At 68.8% G+C, this 19,174-nt stretch carries 17 protein-coding genes; 7 read left to right on the top strand and 10 right to left on the bottom strand.

Annotation, left to right across the window (positions count from 1 at the left end):
- Positions 1-66: 66 nt before the first annotated feature.
- From speA to SF06_RS01360, 4 genes are all read right to left on the bottom strand, one after another.
- Positions 67-1,980, bottom strand: a complete 1,914-nt coding sequence (gene speA / locus SF06_RS01375; RefSeq protein WP_039559524.1) for an arginine decarboxylase — start codon at positions 1,978-1,980, stop codon at positions 67-69.
- A gap of 95 nt (positions 1,981-2,075) precedes the next feature.
- Positions 2,076-2,447, bottom strand: a complete 372-nt coding sequence (locus SF06_RS01370) for a translation initiation factor Sui1 (RefSeq protein ID WP_039559523.1) — start codon at positions 2,445-2,447, stop codon at positions 2,076-2,078.
- Between the two features lie 57 nt (positions 2,448-2,504).
- Positions 2,505-3,032 carry an NUDIX hydrolase gene (locus SF06_RS01365; RefSeq protein ID WP_039559521.1) on the bottom strand — a complete coding sequence of 176 codons (528 nt, stop codon included), beginning with the start codon at positions 3,030-3,032 and terminating at the stop codon, positions 2,505-2,507.
- The gene (locus tag SF06_RS01360; RefSeq protein WP_039559520.1) at positions 3,032-4,069 is read right to left on the bottom strand and encodes a DUF2333 family protein; all 1,038 of its coding nucleotides are present in this window, start codon (positions 4,067-4,069) and stop codon (positions 3,032-3,034) included. Before SF06_RS01360 ends, SF06_RS01365 begins: the two co-directional genes overlap by 1 nt.
- Positions 4,070-4,242: 173 nt before the next feature.
- On the opposite strand from SF06_RS01360, the gene SF06_RS01355 reads away from it, so the two are divergent.
- On the top strand, positions 4,243-6,207 hold the full coding sequence (locus SF06_RS01355) for a methyl-accepting chemotaxis protein (RefSeq protein WP_039559518.1): 1,965 nt from the start codon (positions 4,243-4,245) through the stop codon (positions 6,205-6,207).
- A 42-nt stretch (positions 6,208-6,249) separates the two neighbouring features.
- Positions 6,250-7,578 (top strand): bifunctional DedA family/phosphatase PAP2 family protein, encoded by a 1,329-nt coding sequence (locus SF06_RS01350; RefSeq protein WP_039559516.1) that lies wholly within the window; start codon positions 6,250-6,252, stop codon positions 7,576-7,578.
- A gap of 58 nt (positions 7,579-7,636) precedes the next feature.
- Here the strand turns inward: SF06_RS01350 and SF06_RS01345 are convergent, their stop codons facing one another.
- Genes SF06_RS01345 through SF06_RS01335 form a run of 3 tightly spaced genes read right to left on the bottom strand, consistent with a single transcriptional unit; the run spans position 7,637 to position 9,316 of the window.
- Positions 7,637-8,218 (bottom strand): LON peptidase substrate-binding domain-containing protein, encoded by a 582-nt coding sequence (locus tag SF06_RS01345; RefSeq protein WP_027590948.1) that lies wholly within the window; start codon positions 8,216-8,218, stop codon positions 7,637-7,639.
- A 22-nt stretch (positions 8,219-8,240) separates the two neighbouring features.
- Positions 8,241-8,957, bottom strand: a complete 717-nt coding sequence (locus SF06_RS01340; protein ID WP_037009179.1) for an LrgB family protein — start codon at positions 8,955-8,957, stop codon at positions 8,241-8,243.
- Positions 8,954-9,316, bottom strand: a complete 363-nt coding sequence (locus SF06_RS01335) for a CidA/LrgA family protein (protein ID WP_027590946.1) — start codon at positions 9,314-9,316, stop codon at positions 8,954-8,956. The genes SF06_RS01340 and SF06_RS01335 overlap by 4 nt, the downstream gene beginning before the upstream one ends.
- 102 nt (positions 9,317-9,418) lie before the next feature.
- Here SF06_RS01335 and SF06_RS01330 point away from each other — a divergent pair, with 102 nt between their 5' ends.
- The gene (locus tag SF06_RS01330) at positions 9,419-11,059 is read left to right on the top strand and encodes a C13 family peptidase (protein ID WP_039559512.1); all 1,641 of its coding nucleotides are present in this window, start codon (positions 9,419-9,421) and stop codon (positions 11,057-11,059) included.
- Between the two features lie 67 nt (positions 11,060-11,126).
- Positions 11,127-11,411: a DUF5629 family protein gene (locus SF06_RS01325; protein WP_039559510.1), complete on the top strand. Its 285-nt coding sequence runs from the start codon at positions 11,127-11,129 to the stop codon at positions 11,409-11,411.
- A gap of 80 nt (positions 11,412-11,491) precedes the next feature.
- On the opposite strand, the gene SF06_RS17685 is transcribed toward SF06_RS01325, so the two are convergent.
- Entirely contained in the window at positions 11,492-12,070 is a 579-nt protein-coding gene (locus SF06_RS17685) for an outer membrane beta-barrel protein (RefSeq protein ID WP_052199674.1), read from the bottom strand.
- A gap of 150 nt (positions 12,071-12,220) precedes the next feature.
- On the opposite strand from SF06_RS17685, the gene SF06_RS01315 reads away from it, so the two are divergent.
- Positions 12,221-12,838 (top strand): class I SAM-dependent methyltransferase, encoded by a 618-nt coding sequence (locus SF06_RS01315; protein WP_039559508.1) that lies wholly within the window; start codon positions 12,221-12,223, stop codon positions 12,836-12,838.
- Between the two features lie 108 nt (positions 12,839-12,946).
- Here SF06_RS01315 and SF06_RS01310 read toward each other — a convergent pair whose 3' ends face one another.
- Positions 12,947-13,579, bottom strand: a complete 633-nt coding sequence (locus SF06_RS01310) for a response regulator transcription factor (RefSeq protein WP_039559505.1) — start codon at positions 13,577-13,579, stop codon at positions 12,947-12,949.
- Positions 13,576-15,840 (bottom strand): PAS domain-containing sensor histidine kinase, encoded by a 2,265-nt coding sequence (locus tag SF06_RS01305; protein WP_039559503.1) that lies wholly within the window; start codon positions 15,838-15,840, stop codon positions 13,576-13,578. The genes SF06_RS01310 and SF06_RS01305 overlap by 4 nt, the downstream gene beginning before the upstream one ends.
- Positions 15,841-16,021: 181 nt before the next feature.
- Here SF06_RS01305 and SF06_RS01300 point away from each other — a divergent pair, with 181 nt between their 5' ends.
- Both SF06_RS01300 and SF06_RS01295 read left to right on the top strand, forming a co-directional pair.
- Entirely contained in the window at positions 16,022-17,641 is a 1,620-nt protein-coding gene (locus tag SF06_RS01300) for an acyl-CoA synthetase (protein WP_039559501.1), read from the top strand.
- 99 nt (positions 17,642-17,740) lie between these two features.
- The gene (locus SF06_RS01295; RefSeq protein WP_027591833.1) at positions 17,741-19,135 is read left to right on the top strand and encodes a solute carrier family 23 protein; all 1,395 of its coding nucleotides are present in this window, start codon (positions 17,741-17,743) and stop codon (positions 19,133-19,135) included.
- Positions 19,136-19,174: the final 39 nt, after the last annotated feature.

Raw genomic sequence — 19,174 nt, 5'->3', positions numbered from 1 at the left:
CCGCCGGCGGCCGGAACAGCGCCGACCGACGGGGGCGACTCCATCTGCGCCGACCCGTTTGCGCCGCTATGGCGTGGTCAGGTACGACGAGCGCGTCAGGCCCAGGCGCAGGGCGTCCAGGTAGCGGTTGCGTTCGGCGGCGCCGAGGCCGGAGCCGGAGACCTTGTCGCGGTAGAAGCTCATCAGCTCGTCCGCCGACAGGTGCACGTAGCGCAGCAGGTCCTCGATGGTGTCGTGAGTCTCGATGCCGGCGTGATAGACGCTGCCGTCGGCGCGCTGGTAGACATTCACCGAGTCGGTATCGCCGAACAGGTTGTGCATGTCGCCGAGGATTTCCTGGTAGGCGCCAACCAGGAAGATGCCCAGCAGGTACTCCTCGCCCGGCCGCATCTCGTGCACCGGCAGGCTGGTCTCGATGCTCTGCTCGTCGACGTAGTGGCGGATCTTGCCGTCCGAGTCGCAGGTCAGGTCCTGCAGCACGGCGCGACGCAGCGGTTCCTCGTCGTTGCGGTGCAGCGGCATGATCGGCAGGATCTGGTCGATGGCCCAGGTGTCCGGCAGGCTCTGGAACACCGAGAAGTTGCAGATGTACTTGTCCGCCAGCTTGTCGTTGAGCTCGTCGAGCACCGCCCGGTGGGATCGCTGGCGAACCTTGAGCTGCTCGTGCAGGCGCCGGCAGATGGCGTAGTAGCACTGCTCGGCCAGCGCCTTCTGCTGCAGGTTGAGCTTGCCCGCCGAATACTGGGCGGCGACCTCGCTGATGAAGTGGGTGGCCCGCCAGTAGGTTTCCGCGACAGTCTCCGGGTCACCCGGCCCGAGCAGGTCGATCAGCTCGCGCAGCGACTCCGGATAGTCCTCCTGCGGGTCGATCTCCGGCTCGCTGTCGTTGTGGCGTTCCACGTCGGTCACCTGCACCACCAGCACCGCGTGGTGCGCGGTCAGCGCGCGGCCGCTTTCCGAGAAGATGTGCGGGTGCGGCAGACCCTGTTCATCGCAGAACTCCCGGAGCATGCCGACCACCGCGCCGGCGTAGTCCTCGATGTCGTAGTTGATCGAGCTGGCGTTGCGCGAATGGGTGCCGTCGTAGTCGACCCCCAGGCCGCCGCCGACGTCCACATGGTCCACCGGCAGGCCCAGCTGGCGCAGTTCGCCGTAGTAGCGGATAGCCTCGCGAAAGCCCCGTCGGTAGTCGGCGATGTTGGAAATCTGCGAGCCCATGTGGAAGTGCAGCAGGCGCACGCCCTGCTCGAGACCGGCGGCGCGGAAGCGCTCGATCACCGACAGCAGTTGCGCGGCGGACAGGCCGAACTTGGACTTCTCGCCACCGGTGTCCGCCCACTTCGAGGAGGCCAGCGAGGACAGCCGCACGCGCAGACCGATCTGCGGTTGCACCTTGAGCTCGGCGGCCTCCTCGATGAGCAGCGTCACCTCGGACTCCTTCTCGACGACGATGAACACGTTGTGGCCGAGCTTCTGGCCGATCAGCGCCAGGCGAATGAATTCGCGGTCCTTGTAGCCGTTGCAGACGATGGTGCCGCCCTTCGGCGCCAGCGCCAGCACTGCCAGCAACTCGGGCTTGGAGCCGGCCTCCAGGCCGATGGCCACGTGGTCGGTGGCGATGATGCTCTCCACTACCGCTTCCTGCTGGTTGACCTTGATCGGGTACAGGGCGGTGTAGCGGTTCTGGTAGTCGAGCCGGGCGATGCTGGCATCGAACGCGCCGGTGAGCTGGCGCACGCGGTCCTGCAGGATGTCGGGGAAGCGCAGCAGCAGCGGCAGCTGCAGACCGCCCTCGCGCAGTTGCTGCACCTGCTCGTAGAGATCGATGCCGTGCGCCTCCAGGCGCCTGGGCCGGACCTCGACGCGGCCGGCGTCATTCAGGGCGAAGTAGCCGGCGCCCCAGTGGCGGATGCCGTAGACACTCCGGCTGTCGGCCGCGGTCCAGTGACTGCCGTCGTCCTTGCGTGTACGTCGTGCCATGGGCTGCCTCTCGATGTAGTGAATTCGACCCGAGCCTGCCAGTTTGGCGGCGGGTTGGGAAGGTTGCGAACGGCGCCGGCTCCACCGCGTTTCGGCTACCCGCCGGACTTCTTGGCCTTGAAGCCGCGCTTGAGCAATTCGCCCAGCAGCAGCTCCACATGGTCGCCCTGGATCTCGATCACCCCGTCCTTCAGCGCGCCGCCGCAGCCGCAGCGCTTCTTCAATGCGCTGGCCAGGTCCTTGAGCTCGTCACCGGCCAGCGGCACGCCGCTGACGGTGGTCACGGTCTTGCCGCCGCGTCCCTTGGTTTCCCGGCGCACGCGGGCGACGCCGTCGCCCTCGGGCACCACCACCTGTTTGCAGACGCAGGCATCCAGCGGCTGGTTGCAGTCCGGGCAGTGACGACCGCCATCGGTGGAATAGACCAGCCCGCCCAGGGCGGACAGCGAAGTGAGTTTCTTGGCCACGACGATTCCTCGGTAGAGCGCGGGGCGCGCAGTTTAGCGAGAAAGCCCCGGCCCGACCTAGCGCAGGAACAGCCGCAGCGCTTCCAGCGAATCCGGACAATAGGCCTCGTGCTGACTGTGCGCCAGCACCGCGGACACCGGCATGAAGCACGCTTCCTGCACCTCCTCCGGCTGCAGCAGCAGCGGCTCGTCGGAGATCGCCGAGAACACCGCCCCCCACAGACGGTTGCCCGGTTCGTCGAAGAAGAAGCGCCCGTGCTCGCGCAGCGGCACGCCGATGATGCCCAGTTCCTCGTGCAACTCCCGTGCGGCCGCCTCGGCATAGCCCTCGCCGGGGCCGACCATGCCGCCGGCGGCCACGTCCCAGAAGCCGGGGTACAGCGCCTTGCTCAGGGTGCGCCGGTGCACGCACAGCTCGCCGGCGCTGTTGAACAGCAGGATGTAGGTACAGCGACCGATGCAACCGCGCGCGCGCAGTTCGGCGCGCGGTAGCGAACCCAGGAGGCGGTCCTCCTCGTCCACCCAGGCCACCAGTTCCAGATCGGACGCCTGGCGGTGGGCATGCTCCTCCGGTGTGATGCTCATCAGCCCTGGCTCAGCAGGTTGCGCAGGTCGATGATCGCCGCGTTGGCGCGCGAGATGTAGTTGGCGATCACCAGGGAGTGGTTGGCCAGCACGCCATAACCGCTGCCGTTGAGGACCATGGGGCTCCACAGCGGTTCCTGGGCGGCCTCCAGCTCGCGGATGATCTGCCGCACGCTGACCAGCGCGTTCTTCTTGGACAGCACGTCGGCGAAGTCCACCTCGATGGCGCGCAGCATGTGCGACAACGCCCAGGCCTGGCCGCGCGCCTCGTAGAACACGTTGTCGATCTGCAGCCAGGGCGTCTCCACACGCTCCTCACGGACCTGCTGGGCACCTTCCTCGGGGTTCAGGCGTACCCGGCCGATGCTCGCCGACAGGCGCTGGGACAGCGAACCCAGGCGGGTGGCCACATCACCCAGCCAGGTGTTGAGGTTGTCGGCGCGGGTGAAGAAACGCGCATTCTGCTGGTTGGGATCGGACAGCCGGGCCAGGTAGCTGTCCAGGTGGCGGATCGCCTGGCGGTATTCGTTCTCGGTGGCCGGCAGCGCCCAGCTCTTGTTGTCGAAGTGGAACAGCGGCTCGGCCTTGGACAGGTCCGGGTCCTCGGTGGACTGCGACTGCGAGCGGGCGAAGTCCTTGCGCAGGGCGCGTGACAGGTCGCGTACCTGCACCAGCACGCCGTATTCCCAGCTGGGCATGTTGTCCAGCCACAGGCCGGGCGGGGCGATGTCGTTGCTCAGGTAGCCGCCGGGCTTGTCGAGCAGGGTGCCGGCCACACGGCGCAGGGTTTCCACCGTGGTGTAGCCAAGGACCAGCTGGCGCTGCGCGCCCTCGGCGGACGCCTGGGCATGCTGCTGCACCGGGAAGGGCGCAGGCTCACGGCTCCAGTACCAGCCGACCACCCAACTGATCAGCAAAAGCACGCCCAGCAGGATGGCCAGGCTGCGCCCCAGCCAGCCACCGGACAGGCTGCGACGGGCACGGGGCGGCGTTTGCGGGGAAGTTGAACCGCTGTTGCGGTTTTTCCAGTCCAGCATGGCGATGTCCTTCTGCTGTTCGAGGCACGGTTGCGAACCACTATATCGGGAACCGCCCCGCCCTGCCGGCCGAACTTTTTGCGAGCTGCGTCGCCCTTCGGCGCCGTTCACACGTTTGTCATCAAAATGCCATACGTTGCCGCCAGTTCCGCCCCTCTGCGCGCGAGGCTCCGATGCGTCTGAAGCTGCTCACCCCGTCCATCACCCTGCTGATGCTGGCCGTCTGCCTGGTGCTCGGCGCCACCCTCTGGTGGTCGCAGCGCGCCCTGGAGCGCCCGCAGCAGCTGATGGGCCAGTACCTGGCGCTGTCCCAGCACCTGCAGCAACTGACCGGCGAGATCGGCGGTTACCTGGATGGCGGCGACGCGCTGCGCCATCGTGCGGTACAGGACGCCCTGGCGCATTTCGACCGCCAGCTGGAAGGCCTGCCCACCGCCCTGGGCAACGACCTGCGCCCCAGCCTGCAGGCCCTGCGGCGTTTCTCCGATGGCGACCTGCTGGCGGCCGGCAAGCTGGCTGGCGATCCGCAAGGCCTGCTCAGCCAGGCCGAGCGCGAGATGAGCGCTGCGCTGCAACAGCTGGCGCAGTACGCCGAACAGGGCGACGAGCGTCTGGCCCGCGGTTATCCACCGCGCCTGCTGGAGGCGGCGCTGCACCTGCAGCGCCTGGGCCTGACCCGCACTCAGTTACTGGCCAGCGGGCGGGAAGGCCTGCTGAACGAGGTGCCGCCAGCGCTCACCGACCTGCAACGGGCGATCGACGCCGTGCAGACGCTGCCCCTGCTGGGGGTGAGCGATGACAGCGCGTCCGCCAACGACGCCTTCGCCGCTCTGCTCGGCCTGGAGGACGGCACGGACAGCGCGGCTCGCCAAGACCGCGGCATCGCCCTCAAGCGCGAGCTGGCCAGCCTGGTGCAGCGCTACCCGGCCGAGCTCGAGCGCACCCGCGGGCTGATCCTGCAACGCCAGCAACTGCGCGACACCAGCGAGGCGCGCATCGCCGCGCTGCGCACCGCCCTCGCCGAACTGGAGCCGCTGGTGCGGGGCGAACAGCGGCGCATCCAGGCCGAGGTGGGCACGCTGCAGGTGATCGCCATCGCCCTGATTCTGTTCGCCGCGCTGCTCACCTACGCCCTGCAACGCCACCTCACGCGGATGCTGGCCGCCCTGGAGCGCGCCCTGGAGCACTGGGCGCAAGGCGACTTCACCCGTCCGGTCAGCCTGCGCTCCTGGCTGGGCGAGGTGCAACGCATCGGCCGCTCGCTGAATCGCCTGCGCGACTACCTGGCCGGGCTGGTCGGCACGCTGCGCCAGCACGCCGCCCAAGTGGACGCCAGCAGTCGCAGTCTGGCCGAACTCAGCCAGGCGCTGCACGGCAGCGCCGAACGCCAGGCCGAAGGTGACAGCCAGGTGCACGAAGCCCTGGGCAGCCTGGAACAGAGCATCCAGCAGGTGGCTGGCGACGCCGACCAGGCCGCCGAGGCCAGCCGCCAGGCCGGTGAGGCCACCCAGCAAAGCCAGCGAGTGATCGACCGCAGCCTGCAGGAGCTGCACAGCTTGGTACAGGCGGTGCGCGGCAATGCCGAGGGCATCGCCCGCCTGGCCGAGGAGAGCGCGGCGATCGAACAGGTGCTGGACGTGATCGGCGCTCTCGCCGAGCAGACCAACCTGCTGGCGCTGAACGCCGCCATCGAGGCAGCCCGCGCCGGCGACAGCGGCCGCGGCTTCGCCGTGGTCGCCGACGAGGTGCGCGCTCTCGCGCGGCGCAGCGCCGAGGCCACCGAGCAGATTCGCGGACGCATCGGCCAGCTGCAGCAGGCCGCCGAACAGGCGCGCCAGGCCATGCACAGCCAGGTGGCACAGGCCGAGCACAGCGCGGCCCAGGCGGAAAGCGCCGACGGCGCCCTGCAGACGGTGGTCGACGGCATCCGCGCCAGCGTGCAGATGGCCCAGCGCATCGCGGCGGCCACCGCCGAGCAATCGGCCGGGATCGGCCGCATCCACCGCCACAGCGCCGAGCTGCACCGGCTCGGTCATGCCAACCTGGAACGCATCGCCAGCGCCCATGCACAGAGCGAGGCGCTGCTGGCGCTTTCGCAGCAGCTGCAGGGCGCCGCCCAGGCATTCCGAGTGGACTGACGGCTGCTATCATTCGCGCCCTGCAAACCCGAAGGGCCCGCGATGGACGCCTGGATCGACAGCCTCAACCTCTGGCTCAGCCTGAACCCGCACTGGCTGGGGGCGGCGATTTTCCTGGCGGCCTGCCTGGAATGCCTGGCGGTGGTCGGCCTGCTGATTCCCGGCACGGTGCTGCTGTTCGCCGTCGCCGTGCTGGCCGGCGGCGGCGCCCTGGAACTGTGGCAGGTGCTGCTGCTCGGCTACGCCGGCGGGCTGCTCGGCGACCTGCTGTCCTACGCCCTGGGCCGGCGCTTCCACCAGAACATCCGGCGTCTGCCCGGACTGCGCCAGCACCCCGAATGGCTGGTGACCGCCGAACTGTATTTCCAGCGCTACGGCGCCACCAGCCTGCTGCTCGGGCGCTACATCGGCCCGCTGCGACCCATGCTGCCGATGATCGCCGGCATGCTGGACATGCCGTTCCTGCGTTTCTGGCTGATCAGCATGCTGGCTGCCGCCGGCTGGGCGGTGGCGTACCTGCTGCCCGGCTGGGCGACCGGCGCGGCCCTGCGCCTGCGGCTGCCGGAGGGCTTCTGGCTGTCCGGTGGGGTAATCGCCGCCGCCCTCGGCCTGCTGCTGGCGCTGGCGGTGCAGCTCAGCCTGCGCCGCCAGCGCCTGGCCACGCCGCTGACCGCCTGGGCCTGCATGCTGTGCCTGACGGCGCTGCTGGTCGGCTGGCCCTGGCTGGCGGCCTTCGACCAGGGGCTGCTGGCGCTGGTGCAGAGCGTGCGCAGTGTCGGGCTGGACCACGCCATGGTGCTCGTCACCCGGCTCGGCGACTTCAGCACCCAGCTGTACTGCGGCGTGCTGCTGTGCGTGCTGCTGGCGCTGCTGCGCCTGTGGCGGGCGCTGGCCCTGGCCATCGGCACCCTGCTGGGCACTGCGTTGGGTAATGGCCTGCTCAAGGCGCTGTTTGCCCGCGTGCGGCCGGATGTGCTGCTCGAACCGCTGAGCAGCTACAGCTTCCCCAGTGGCCACAGTTCGGCGGCCTTTGCCTTTTTCCTTTGCCTGGGCGTGCTGGCCGGCCGCGGCCAGCCACCCCGCCTGCGCCTGACCTGGCTGCTGCTGGCCTGCATCCCGGCCACGCTGATTGCCCTGTCGCGGGTCTATCTCGGGGTGCACTGGCCAAGCGACGTCATCGCCGGCGCACTGCTGGCGGCCACCCTGTGCGGCGCCAGCCTGGCCGCGCTGCAGTGGCGCGCGCCGATGCCCGCGCTGCCGGCACGCGCCTGGTGGCTGATCCTGCCGGCCTGCCTGGCGCTGCTCGGCGGCATCGCCACCTGGGAGCTGCCGGCGGCGTTCGATCTGTATCGATACCAGCCCGCCCCGTAAGGCACGCCATCAGGTTCGGCGCTGAGGCCAATGGTGGACAAGGAAGACGTTGTCCACCCTACCCCTCCTGCAGCGCCTCCAGCCAGGCGTCCAGCAACTCGAGGCGTTGCCGAGGGTCCAGACATTCGAGCAGGCGCAGCTTGCGGGCGTTGTCGAACGGCAGCAGGTAGGCCAACCGGTCGGCCAGTGCCCCGTAGCTGTGCACCGCCGCCGTCATGTCCAGCGCGGCCACCAGCGGATGCTCCACCAGCACCTGCAGCAGCTGACGCAAATCTGCGTGCTCCTCGCCCAGCGGCGCATCGGCGCCCTCCGCCAGCCAGCAGACCTCGCCGAGGGTCAGTTGATCGGCCTGCACACGGGCGCTGTCCACCCGCAGACGCCGCCCGCCTTCCACCCGGATGCCCAGCAGGCCGTTGCTCTGCTGCCGCCAATCGCGGATCAGCGCCTCGCAGCCGATTTCGGAATAGGCCCGCGGCGCCGGCCCGACCTCCGCCCCCTCGAGCAGCGTCACCACGCCGAACCCCTCGCCGCGCTTCAGGCAGGCACTGAGCATGTCCAGGTAGCGCGGCTCGAACAGCTGCAAATCCAGGTTGCAGCCGGGGAACAGCACGGTATCCAGCGGAAACAGCGGCAGAGTCATCGGCGCACCCTCCTGTCTCGCCTCAGACAATCAATGCCACCAGGAGTGGCAGCAGCACGGCGGTGGCCACGCCCATCAGACTCATGGCCAGGGCCGAGAAGGCGCCGCACTCCTCGCTTTCCTGCAGGGCCCGCGAGGTGCCCACGGCATGCGCGGTCATGCCCATGGCCATGCCGCGCGCCGCCGGATGGCTCACCCGGCACAGGTCGAGCAGCGCCGGGCCGAACATCGCGCCGAGCACGCCGGTGATCATCACGAACACCGCCGCCAGCGCCGCCACGCCACCGATCTCGTCGGCCACCAGCATGGCGATCGGCGAGGTCACCGACTTGGGCGCCAGCGTCATCAGCACCAGCCGCTCGGCACCCAGCAGCCAGGCCAGCAGCACGCCGGAGACGGTGGCGAACACCCCGGCGACCAGCAGGGTCACCAGGATCGGCACCAGCAGCTGGCGGATGCGCCGCAGGTTGAGGTACAGCGGCACCGCCAGCGCCACGGTGGACGGGCCGAGCAGCAGGATCAGCGGCGACACGCTGGCGCTGTACTCGCCGTAGTCGAGACCGCTGAGCAGCAGCAGCGCGACCAGCACGACCATCGAAAACAGCACCGGCTGCAGAAAGATCCAGCGGGTGCGCTCGTAGGCAATCACCGCCAGCTGGTAGACCGCCAAAGTGATGCCCAGGCCGAACAGCGGATGGTGGATCAGCGCCTGCCAGGCGGCGGAGAAGTCCAGGTTCATGCGTCACCCTCCCTGCGCCGCTGGCGGTCGATGAGTTTCTGCATCAACCAGCCGGCGAAGGCCATGGACACGGCGAGCGATACCACCAGGGTCACGGCGATGGCCCAGAAGTCCGCGGCCAGCGCCTCGGCATAGACGATCACGCCCACTGCCGGCGGAATCAGGAAAAGCGGCAGGAAACGCAGCAACTGGGAGGAACCCTGGTTGAGCGATTCGCTCACCTCGCCGCGCATGACCAGGAAGCCCAGCAGCAGCAGGAGGCCGATGATCGGCCCGGGCAGGATTGGCAACAGCAACACATTCAATACCGTACCCAGCAGCTGGAACAGGATCAGCCAGGTCAGTCCGCGCAATACCAACATTGAGCCACCTCATTATCTGGACCGCGCATTATAGGCGTGGCCGCCCCGTATACGGCATACTCCCCGCTTCCCCATGAATGATGGCAAAGTGGAATCGACATGCGCCTGTCCCTGCCCTTGCTGTTTGTCCTGCTGTTGACTGCCTGCGACGCCCGCACCCCGACGCCGGCCGCCGATGCCCTGCTGCCCGATGGCGGCCGCTACCACGGCGAGCTGCTGGAAGGCCGCCTGCACGGCGAGGGACGCCTCGAATACGCCAATGGTGCCTTCTACGAAGGCGAGTTCCGCGAGGGCCTGTACCACGGCCAGGGCACCTGGCGGGGCGCCTCCGGCGACACGTACAGTGGCAGCTTCGTCAACGGCCTGTTCCATGGCGTGGGCGTGTTCACCTACGCAGATGGCAGTCGCTACCACGGCGAGCTCGTGGCCGGACGCCTGCACGGCCAGGGCCAGCTGGAAACCCCAGAGGGGCAGTATCGCGGCGAGTTTCGCGACGACCACTACCACGGCCTGGGCCAGCTGGAATGGAGCGACGGCAGCCGCTACCAGGGTCTGTTCAAGGACGGCGAGATCCACGGCCAGGGCGTGCGTCACGACGCCGATGGCGGCCGCTACAGCGGCCAGTTCGAGCATGGCCTGCTGCAGGGCAAAGGCCAGTACCAGGGCGCCGACGGCACCCTGTACATCGGTGAGTTCCGCGACAACCGCTTCCACGGCGCAGGCATGCTGACCCTGGCCTCCGGCGAGCGCTGGAACGGCCAGTTCCGCGACGGCCAGCCCCATGGCCGCACCGAATACAAGAGCCCCGAGGGCAACCAGTACCAGGGCGACGTGGTCGACGGCCGCTTCGACGGCCAGGGCGTGCTCACCCTCGCCGGCGGCCAGCGGCTGAGCGGCACCTGGGCACGTGGCCAGCGCCTGTTCGAGGAAGACGGTCAGCCGCTGCCGGACCCGCTGGAGCGCGCGTTGCTGGAACAGGGCCGCCTGCTGCAAGAGGCCCTCGACGCGCTGCCCGGCTCCACCCCGGCGATGGAACTGTACAGCCTGACCCTGGCTGGCGATGGCCAGCAGAGCGTATTCCTGCGTGAAGCCGAAAGCGTTTCGCAGCTGCTGCGCGAACGCTTCGGCGCGCATGGCCAACTGGTCCTGGTCAATCACCGCGACCACCTGACCGATCGCGTGCTGGCCACCCGCGAGAACCTGCGTCGCGCCCTGCAGCGGCTGGCCGAGCGCAGCGGTCCCGAGGACCTGGTGTTCATCCACCTGACCAGCCACGGCTCGCCGGAGCATGCCCTGCAGCTGGAGCTGCCGCGCCTGGAGCTGTTCGATCTGACCGCCGGCGAGCTCAACGAGCTGCTGCTACCGCTGGCCGACCGCTACAAGGTATTGGTGATCTCCGCCTGCTACGCCGGCGGTTTCATCGAACCGCTGCTCGACGAGCGCACCCTGCTGATGACCGCCGCCCGCGCCGACCGTGCCTCGTTCGGCTGCACCGAGGAAAACGAATACACCTACTTCGGCCAGGCCCTGTATGCCGAGGCCCTGCAGGAGACCGATGACCTGGAGGCGGCCTTCACCCTGGCCTACGAAGCGGTGTCGGCCCGCGAGCAGGCGGAAGGTCACGAGCCGTCCGAGCCGCAGCTCGGCCCGGCCTCGGCGGTGCTGGATCACTGGCGGGCCTATGTGCGCCAATTGCGCGGCGAGCCGGAAGAAGAGGCGCTGGAAGTGGACACCCTGTAGCACCATTTGCCCGGCCGCAGCGCCGGGCGCATCATGGCGGCCTTCTAACACCGCCACGAGAGCACCCATGAGCCGCACCCTGATCGACGCCCTGGAACAGGCCGACATGCTGGAAGTCGAGGGCCTGCACGCCTTCGAGTTCGACCTGTACGAAGTCGAGGCCGACAATGATATCGAACTGGAAGTCCGCGCCCTGGAAGGCAAGCAGCAACTGTGCTGGGCCTTCAGCCACGCCGAACTGCTGGCCGCGCGCTACGACGAAGAGCAAGACCTGTGGGTGGTGACCCAGGACGGCAAGGAGTACTGGGTGCGCTGCTACGACGCCTACGGCGCGGAAGGCGACGACGCTTGATCCGCAGGCGTCAGCGGCCAAGGTAGAGCGGCCGGCGTTTTCCCGGCCACCGTCGTGCGGGTGGCCCAGATAGCCCGGTCTCAGAAGCGCAGCGACAGTGCCAGCGAGGTCGCGGTGGCCGTCACCTCGGAGCGCCGCGCGCCAGCCACTTGCATCATGCCGCTCTCCTCGACGAAGTCCGCATAGTCATCGGCCGAGCGGACGTTGAGGGTGTAGTCGAGCGCCACCTGCGGCCAGTTGTAGCCGAAGCCCACCCCCAGCTGCGCGCCGCGGAAGCGCTCCTTGTCATCGACATCATCGCCCGCCAGGCCGATGCGCTCGTCGAACACCCCCAGCGCCACGTAGTACTTGAAGCCCTCGCCCTTCAGGTTGGCGCCGATCAACAGCTGGGTGTCGTAGCCGGTCACTTCCAGCTCGTCATCCACATCCCAGGCTGCGCCGTAGATGCTGCCGCGCACCGCCACGTTGTCGCTGAAGGCGGCGGTGCCGACGATGGAGCCACCCGTGAAATCCATGGTGGTGACGTGGGTGGCATCCACATCGATCCAGTACAGCGAGCCGCCGATGGAGAACATCTTGTCGCCTGCGGCGGCCTGCGCCACGCCGCTGCACAGGGCGATAACGCCCGCCAGACCCAGAACCGCTACCTGCCTGCCCATGACTGCTCCCTGATGATCCCTGTGGTTGGATGCCGCTGCCGGCTTTTTACCGGCCAAATGCCATGATGGCAACCGCGCGCGCAGGACTTGTGACACACCCGGCGGCCGGTCCATGCTCAGGCCACCGCCAACCCGCCCCAGGGGATTGCCATGAACCTCTACGAACGCTACCTGCTGCCGCACCTGATCGATTACGCCTGCGGCATGGGCGAGGTGATGAAACTGCGTAGCCAGCTGGTGCCGCAGGCGCAGGGCGAGGTGCTGGAGATCGGCATCGGCACCGGGCTGAACCTGGGCTTCTACGATCCGGCGCGGGTCAACCGCATCGTCGGCGTCGATCCGGCGGCGCAGATGCAGGCGATGGCGCAGCGGCGGGCGGCGGGGATCGGCATTCCGGTGGAAATGCTGGCCCTGGAGCTGGGGCAGATCCAGGCGCAGGACGATCGCTTCGACAGCATCGTCTGCACTTTCACGCTGTGCAGCATCCCCGATGTGGCGGCGGCGCTGGAGGAGATGCGCCGGGTGCTCAAGCCCGGCGGGCGGCTGCTGTTCGCCGAACACGGCCTGGCGCCGGATGCCCGGGTGGCGCGCTGGCAGGGGCGCTTGACGCCGTGCTGGAAGCCGCTGGCCGGCGGTTGTCATCTGGACCGGGATATTCCGCGCCTGCTCAAGCGCGCCGGCTTCGCCATCCGCGAGCTGGACAGCGGCTACCTGAAGGGCCCGAGGCCGATGACCTATGTGTATCGGGGTTGGGCCGAGGCCGGTTAGCGGCTGCGATGGTGGACAAGAAAGACGTTGTCCACCCTACAGGTGTCGTGAACGTAGGGTGGTTCGCACTGCATCGAGCCACCACGCGTGCCGCAGGCGCGCCGGGGTTCAGCCACGACTGCCGCGCACATCCAGCGCATCCACCAGCCCGGCGGCGATGGCCATGCCGACCAGCGCCGGTAAATGCTCGGCCTGCATGCGCTTCATCACCCGCGAGCGGTACAGGTCGACGGTCTTGATGCTGACCCCCAGCTGCTCGGCGATCTCGCGGTTGGTGTAGCCCTGCACCAGCGGCAGCAGCACGTCGCGCTCACGCGGCGTCAGGCTGGCCAGGCGCTCGCGCACCGCGTCGAGCCCGTTGCCTGGCGTGGCGCGGCTGAGGGCCTGCTGCACGCTGTCGAGCAGCAGCTGCTCGTTGTAGGGCTTCTCGATGAAATCCACTGCGCCGGCCCGGAAGGCGCGCACCACGATGGGCACGTCGGCGTGGCCGCTGACGAAGATCACCGGCAGGTCCAGGCCGCGCTGGCGCATGGCCTCCTGCACATGCAGCCCGCCCATGCCCGGCATGCGCACATCGAGCAGCACGCAAGCGTGGGGCGAGGGCGTGCAAGCGTCGAGGAAGGCCTGGCCGCTGGTGAACGGCAGCGCCTGAATGCCCACCGACTCCAGCAGCCAGACGGTGGAATCCAGCATGCCCGGGTCATCATCCACCACATACACCCGTTGTTCCTGTGGCTTCATGGCCTGTTCCCTGTCTCGTTATGGTTATCGCGCAGCGGCAGGCGGCATTCCAGACACAGGCCGCCCTGCGCGCCAGGTCGTGCCTCCAGCGCGCCGCCGAAGCCTTCGACGATGCTGCGGCTCATCGACAGGCCCAGCCCGAGGCCGTCCGGCTTGCTGGTGAAGAACGGCGTGAACATCTGCGCCAGCCGCTCGGCGTCCGCGCCGGGGCCCTGGTCCTCGACCCGCACGCACAGCTCGCCGGGCTGCAGGGCGGTGCTCAGCACGATGTGCGAGGCGGCCCCGGCATGTCGCTCGCGGTTGGCGTCGATGGCGTTGCGCAGCAGATTGAGCAGCACCTGTTCGAGCAGCACCGGATCGGCATAGGCCGGCGGCAGATTGTCATCCATTCGCTCGTCCACCGTCACCTGCGCCTGCGCCGCCTCCCAGGCGCACAGGCGCACGGCCTCGCGCGCCACCTGCGCCACGTCCAGGGCCTGCATGCGGCGCTGGCCCTTGCGCAGGAAGGCGCGCAGGCGGCGGATGACTGCGGAGGCGTGGTTGGCCTGCTCGGTGATGCGCGCCAGCCCCTGGGCGATGCGCTCGGCGGCCTGCGGGTTGCTGTCCAGCGATTGCAGGTAGCGCTGGCTGGCGCCCGCGTAGTTGACCACTGCCGCCAGCGGCTGATTGATCTCGTGGGCGATGCCCGAGGCCAGCTCGCCCAGGGTGACCAGCCGCGCGGTGTGCGCCAGTTCGTCCTGGTGGCGACGCTGCTGGGCCTCGCGCAGTTCGCGCTCGGTCATGTCGCGGGCCACCAGCGAGTAGTAGCGCTCGCCGCTGGTCGGTCGGTGCGCCAGCAGCACCAGCGATACCGGCAGCGAGGGGCCGTCGCCCTGCGGCTGCAGGCGCGCCTCGCCACTCCACACGCCGCGCTGTTCGGCGCCTTCGCGACCTTCGCCGCGCAGGCGCCGCAAGTCCTCGGCGCCGAGCAGCGCCTCCAGCGCGGGCAGCTGTTCGCCCACCACGCCCAGGGCGCGGCGCGCCGCCGGATTGAGGTAGGTCAGCCGCCCCTCGGCGTCGACGAACATCACCAGGTCGGTGTTCACCTCCACCACCTCGGCCAGCCGTCGACGGTTTTCCTCGGCCTGCACCCGGGCGGTGATGTCGCGGGACACGGCGACCACCTCGACCACCTGGCCGGTGTAGGTCTCGCGGATCGCCCGGCAGGCGGTCTCGAACCACAGGAAATGACCATCGCGATGGCGCACGCGGTAGGTCATGGTGTGGTAGCCGTCCTGCTCCAGGGCGCTGCGTGCGCGTTCCACCAGCTGGCTCAGGTCCTGGGGGTGGAACAGCGCGCGCGCCGGCGTGCCGCGCAGTTGCTCCGGCCAGTAGCCGAGCAGCGTCCAGCTGGCCGGCGAGGCGTCGAGGAAGCGGCCGTCCAGGGTGTGGCGGGAGATCAGGTCGGTGGTGTTCTCGGTGATCAGCCGGTACAGGCGCCGCGCCCGCGCCGCCTCGCGGCCGGCGCGCACCTCGGCGCTGGCGTCGCGACAGCGCGCCAGCACACGGCCGGCCGCAGGCTCGGGCACATAGCTCCACAGCAGGATGCGCTCGCCGGCGCTCGCCTCGACGCCCTCGATGGCCCGGCGCTGGGCCAGGCAGGCGCGCACCAGCTGCACATGGTTGACCGGCAGCACGCGCTCGGCGGACTGCCCGGCGAGCAGCCGCTGCCAGGCGCTGTTATGGCCCAGCGGCTCGGCGGCGCCGTCCAGCAGCAGCGCCGGCTGCGGGTCGGCGTCCAGCCAGGGAGGGCTCGATGGCTGACCGACGGCGTTGGCCAGCAGACTGCGCAGCAGGGCCAGCGCCAGCTCCAGCGCCGGATCACTGCCCTCCCCCACGTGCAGCAACAGCAGGCCGGGCTGCCCCGGCAGCAGGCTCAGGGACACCGCCAGGCCCTGCTCGACGCCGGCGCGACGCAGGCGGCCGGCCAGCCAGCAGGGCACCTGGCGCAGCTCGGCCAGCGACAGCCGCGTCTGCCGCTGCAGGAGGGTGTGCAGCGGCTGGTCGCTGAGGGTCAGCGGATCGTCCGCCGCCGGCGGCAGGCGCCCGCCGCAGACCGGGATATAGCTGCCACTGGCCGGCTGCCAGGCCAGGTACCAGGCCGCCCGCACCGGCGGGCAACCGCGCAGCAGCTCGCACAGCGCCGCCGCGCATTCGGCCAGCGGGCGCTGTTCGCCCACCCGGCGCAGCAGCAACTGTGACTGCAATTCGAGCGCCTTCATCTATTCGAGATCCGATCTAGTAGAACCACTATAAAACCTTGGTTTATATACCAATCCACCTACGCGCTCTCTATAAGTAAAGCCAGCTTGCAGAAAGGTACGGGCCCGCGCTGTCACACACAGCAGAGCCCCGACCCGGCAACTCATAACCAGAGCCAACAATCAGCCGCAGGTAACGTGCATGTCCATCTTCGAACAGGGCCTGGCCCGCTCCCCCGTCAACCACATCGCCCTGTCGCCGCTGAGCTTCATCGAGCGCACGGCCGCCATCTATCCGCATTACCCGGCGGTTGTCCACGGCTCCATTCGGCGCAACTGGGCCGAGACCTATGCGCGCTGCCGCCGCCTGGCCTCGGCGCTGGCCGGTCGCGGCATCAAGAAGGGCGACACGGTGGCGGCGATGCTGCCGAACATCCCGGCCATGCTCGAAGCGCATTTCGGCGTGCCGATGATCGGCGCGGTGCTCAACACCCTGAACGTGCGCCTGGACGCCGAAGCCATCGCCTTCATGCTGCAGCACGGCGAGGCCAAGGCGCTGATCACCGACCGCGAGTTCCATGAGGTGATCCGCGCCGCCGTGGGCATGCTCGGCCGGCCGATCCTGGTGATCGACGTGGACGACCCCGAATACGGCGAGGGCGAGGCAGTCAGCGAGCTGGACTACGAGGCCTTCCTCACCGAGGGCGATCCGGAGTTTGCCTGGCAGTGGCCGGACGACGAGTGGCAGGCGATCAGCCTCAACTACACCTCCGGCACCACCGGCAACCCCAAGGGCGTGGTCTACCACCATCGCGGCGCCTACCTGAACGCGCTGGGCAACCAGATGACCTGGTCGATGGGCATGCAGCCGGTCTACCTGTGGACCCTGCCGATGTTCCACTGCAACGGCTGGTGCTACCCCTGGACCGTCACCGCGCTGGCCGGCGTGCACGTGTTCCTGCGCCGGGTCGACCCGCAGAAGATCCTCAACCTGATCCGCGACGAGCAGGTCACCCACCTGTGCGGCGCGCCCATCGTTCTCAACGCGCTGGTCAACATGCCGCCGGAGGCCAAGGCGGCCATCGACCACCCGGTGCACGCCATGGTCGCCGGCGCTGCGCCGCCGGCCAAGGTGATCGGCGCCGTGGAGGAAATGGGCATCAAGGTCACCCACGTGTATGGCCTCACCGAGGTGTACGGCCCGGTCACCGTGTGCGCCTGGCACGGCGAGTGGGACGAACTGAGCCTGGACGAGCGCGCGCGCATCAAGGCCCGCCAGGGCGTGCGTTACCCGACCCTGGAAGGCGTGATGGTCGGCGACCCGAAGACCCTCGAACCGGTGCCGCGCGACGGCGAGACCATCGGCGAGATCTTCATGCGCGGCAACACGGTGATGAAGGGCTACCTGAAGAACCCCACCGCCACGAAGGAAGCCTTCCACGGCGGCTGGTTCCACACCGGCGACCTGGCCGTGTGCCACCCGGACGGCTATGTGGAGATCAAGGACCGCCTGAAGGACATCATCATTTCCGGCGGCGAGAACATCTCCACCATCGAGGTCGAGGGCGTGCTGTACCGCCACCCGGACGTGCTGGAAGCCGCCGTGGTGGCCCGTCCCGACGAGAAGTGGGGCGAGACGCCCTGCGCCTTCATCACCCTCAAGGCCGGCCACGCGGCCAGCCAGCAGGACATCATCCAGTTCTGCCGCGAACACCTGGCGGCCTTCAAGGTGCCGAAGACCGTGGTCTTCACCGCGCTGCCCAAGACCAGTACCGGGAAGATCCAGAAATACGTGCTGCGTGACATGGCCAAGGCCCTGTAACGCGTCACTCCGGGCGGCCGCGCCGGTCGCCCCGTTTCAGCCCGTTTCACAACAACAACAAGACGGCCGCGCCTCGCGCCTGGCCGACGGAGACTTCGCATGCAACTGATTCATCGCAAGGACGGCGCCGAGCAGCCGTTCTGGGCCTTCGGCCCGTTCAAAATCCGCCTGCCGTTCGTTCACTACCGCTGGGAAACCGCGGAGATGCTCCAGGCGCTGATCATGTTCGTGGTCAGCCTGGGCATGATTCCGCTGCTGCAGAAATTCCTCGGCCTGCCCTACGACGTGGCGCTGGCCTACGTGGTGGTGTGCGGCATCGGCTTCATGCTGCCGGCGCTGCTCGGCGTGCCGCTGGTGCCGGGCTGGATCACCCCCGGCATTCCGGTGGTGCTGCTGTTCCTCGGCAACTTCGAGCCGGGCCCGCAGGCCATCCAGGCGCTGTTCGCCCTGCAGTTCCTGGTGTTCGTGATATTCCTGTTCCTCGGCATCACCCGGCTGGGCAGTGTGCTGGTGCGGCTGATCCCCAACTCCATGAAGGGCGGCATCATCATCGGCGCCGGCATCGCCGCGCTGATCGGCGAGATCGACGCTGGCGGCCGCCTGGCCAACACGCCGATCTCTCTGGTGCTGGGCAGCCTGATCTGCCTGTACCTGATGTTCTCGGTGTCCTTCAAGGGCCTCACCGAGCGCGTGCCGTTCGCCCGCAAGATCGTCAACTACGGCATGGTGCCGGGCATGCTGGTGGCCATCTTCATCGGCATCGCCGTCGGCGAATACAACATGCCGGACGTGAAGTGGGGCATCACCGCGCCGGCCTTCGGCGAGATGTGGAACTACCTGCCGTTCAGCGTCGGCTTCCCGGACGCCCAGGTGTTCCTGCTGGCCGTGCCGACCGCGATCATCGCCTACGTGATCGCCTTCGGCGACATCATCGTCGGCCAGTCGCTGATGCAGCGCGCCGATGAGCTGCGCACCGACGAGAAGATCGACAACAACGTCGACCGCATCCACCTGGTGACCGCCATCCGCAACGCCCTGCACGCCTTCTTCGCGCCCTACCCGGGCCTGGCCGGCCCGCTGTGGACCGCGGTGGCCGCCACCATGGCCGAGCGCTACAAGTACGGCCGCAAGGCGATGGACTCCATCTACAGCGGCGCCGGCACCTTCTGGATCACCGGCTTCATCGCGCTGTTCATCCTGCCGCTGGTGAGCTTCTTCCAGCCGGTGCTGCCGATCGCCCTGTCGCTGACGCTGATCCTCACCGGCTACATCTGCCTGATGGTCGGCTTCGAGCAGCTCAACAACAACACCGAGCGCGGCATCGCCGGCACCATGGGCGTGGTGCTCGCCGTCTACGGCGCGGGCTGGGGCCTGGCCGCCGGCGCGGTGCTGTACATCCTGGTGGAGCGCACCCACCTGCTGAAGTTCGCCAGCAGCAAGGATTCTGTCAGCGGTTCCCCTGATCAGGGCGCCCCCGCCCCCAAGGCCGACTGACCCTTGGGCCGGCGCCTCCCCGCGCCGGCCCCGTTTTAT

Origin of the sequence: Pseudomonas flexibilis (assembly GCF_000802425.1) — a bacterium.
GTDB classification, from domain to species: domain Bacteria; phylum Pseudomonadota; class Gammaproteobacteria; order Pseudomonadales; family Pseudomonadaceae; genus Serpens; species Serpens flexibilis.
Note: the sequence above shows the minus strand (reverse complement) of the source record. Positions and strands in the feature narration are given on the sequence as shown.

Excerpts from the sequence above, each read along its gene's own strand:
- SF06_RS01315 (WP_039559508.1), top strand. The coding sequence starts at position 12,221 with ATGAACCTCTACGAACGCTACCTGCTGCCGCACCTGATCGATTACGCC.
- SF06_RS01295 (WP_027591833.1), top strand. The coding sequence starts at position 17,741 with ATGCAACTGATTCATCGCAAGGACGGCGCCGAGCAGCCGTTCTGGGCC.
- SF06_RS01305 (WP_039559503.1), bottom strand. The coding sequence starts at position 15,840 with ATGAAGGCGCTCGAATTGCAGTCACAGTTGCTGCTGCGCCGGGTGGGC.
- speA (WP_039559524.1), bottom strand. The coding sequence starts at position 1,980 with ATGGCACGACGTACACGCAAGGACGACGGCAGTCACTGGACCGCGGCC.
- SF06_RS01340 (WP_037009179.1), bottom strand. The coding sequence starts at position 8,957 with ATGAACCTGGACTTCTCCGCCGCCTGGCAGGCGCTGATCCACCATCCG.
- SF06_RS01330 (WP_039559512.1), top strand. The coding sequence starts at position 9,419 with ATGCGCCTGTCCCTGCCCTTGCTGTTTGTCCTGCTGTTGACTGCCTGC.
- SF06_RS17685 (WP_052199674.1), bottom strand. The coding sequence starts at position 12,070 with ATGGGCAGGCAGGTAGCGGTTCTGGGTCTGGCGGGCGTTATCGCCCTG.
- SF06_RS01310 (WP_039559505.1), bottom strand. The coding sequence starts at position 13,579 with ATGAAGCCACAGGAACAACGGGTGTATGTGGTGGATGATGACCCGGGC.
- SF06_RS01350 (WP_039559516.1), top strand. The coding sequence starts at position 6,250 with ATGGACGCCTGGATCGACAGCCTCAACCTCTGGCTCAGCCTGAACCCG.
- SF06_RS01325 (WP_039559510.1), top strand. The coding sequence starts at position 11,127 with ATGAGCCGCACCCTGATCGACGCCCTGGAACAGGCCGACATGCTGGAA.
- SF06_RS01365 (WP_039559521.1), bottom strand. The coding sequence starts at position 3,032 with ATGAGCATCACACCGGAGGAGCATGCCCACCGCCAGGCGTCCGATCTG.
- SF06_RS01300 (WP_039559501.1), top strand. The coding sequence starts at position 16,022 with ATGTCCATCTTCGAACAGGGCCTGGCCCGCTCCCCCGTCAACCACATC.
- SF06_RS01345 (WP_027590948.1), bottom strand. The coding sequence starts at position 8,218 with ATGACTCTGCCGCTGTTTCCGCTGGATACCGTGCTGTTCCCCGGCTGC.
- SF06_RS01360 (WP_039559520.1), bottom strand. The coding sequence starts at position 4,069 with ATGCTGGACTGGAAAAACCGCAACAGCGGTTCAACTTCCCCGCAAACG.
- SF06_RS01355 (WP_039559518.1), top strand. The coding sequence starts at position 4,243 with ATGCGTCTGAAGCTGCTCACCCCGTCCATCACCCTGCTGATGCTGGCC.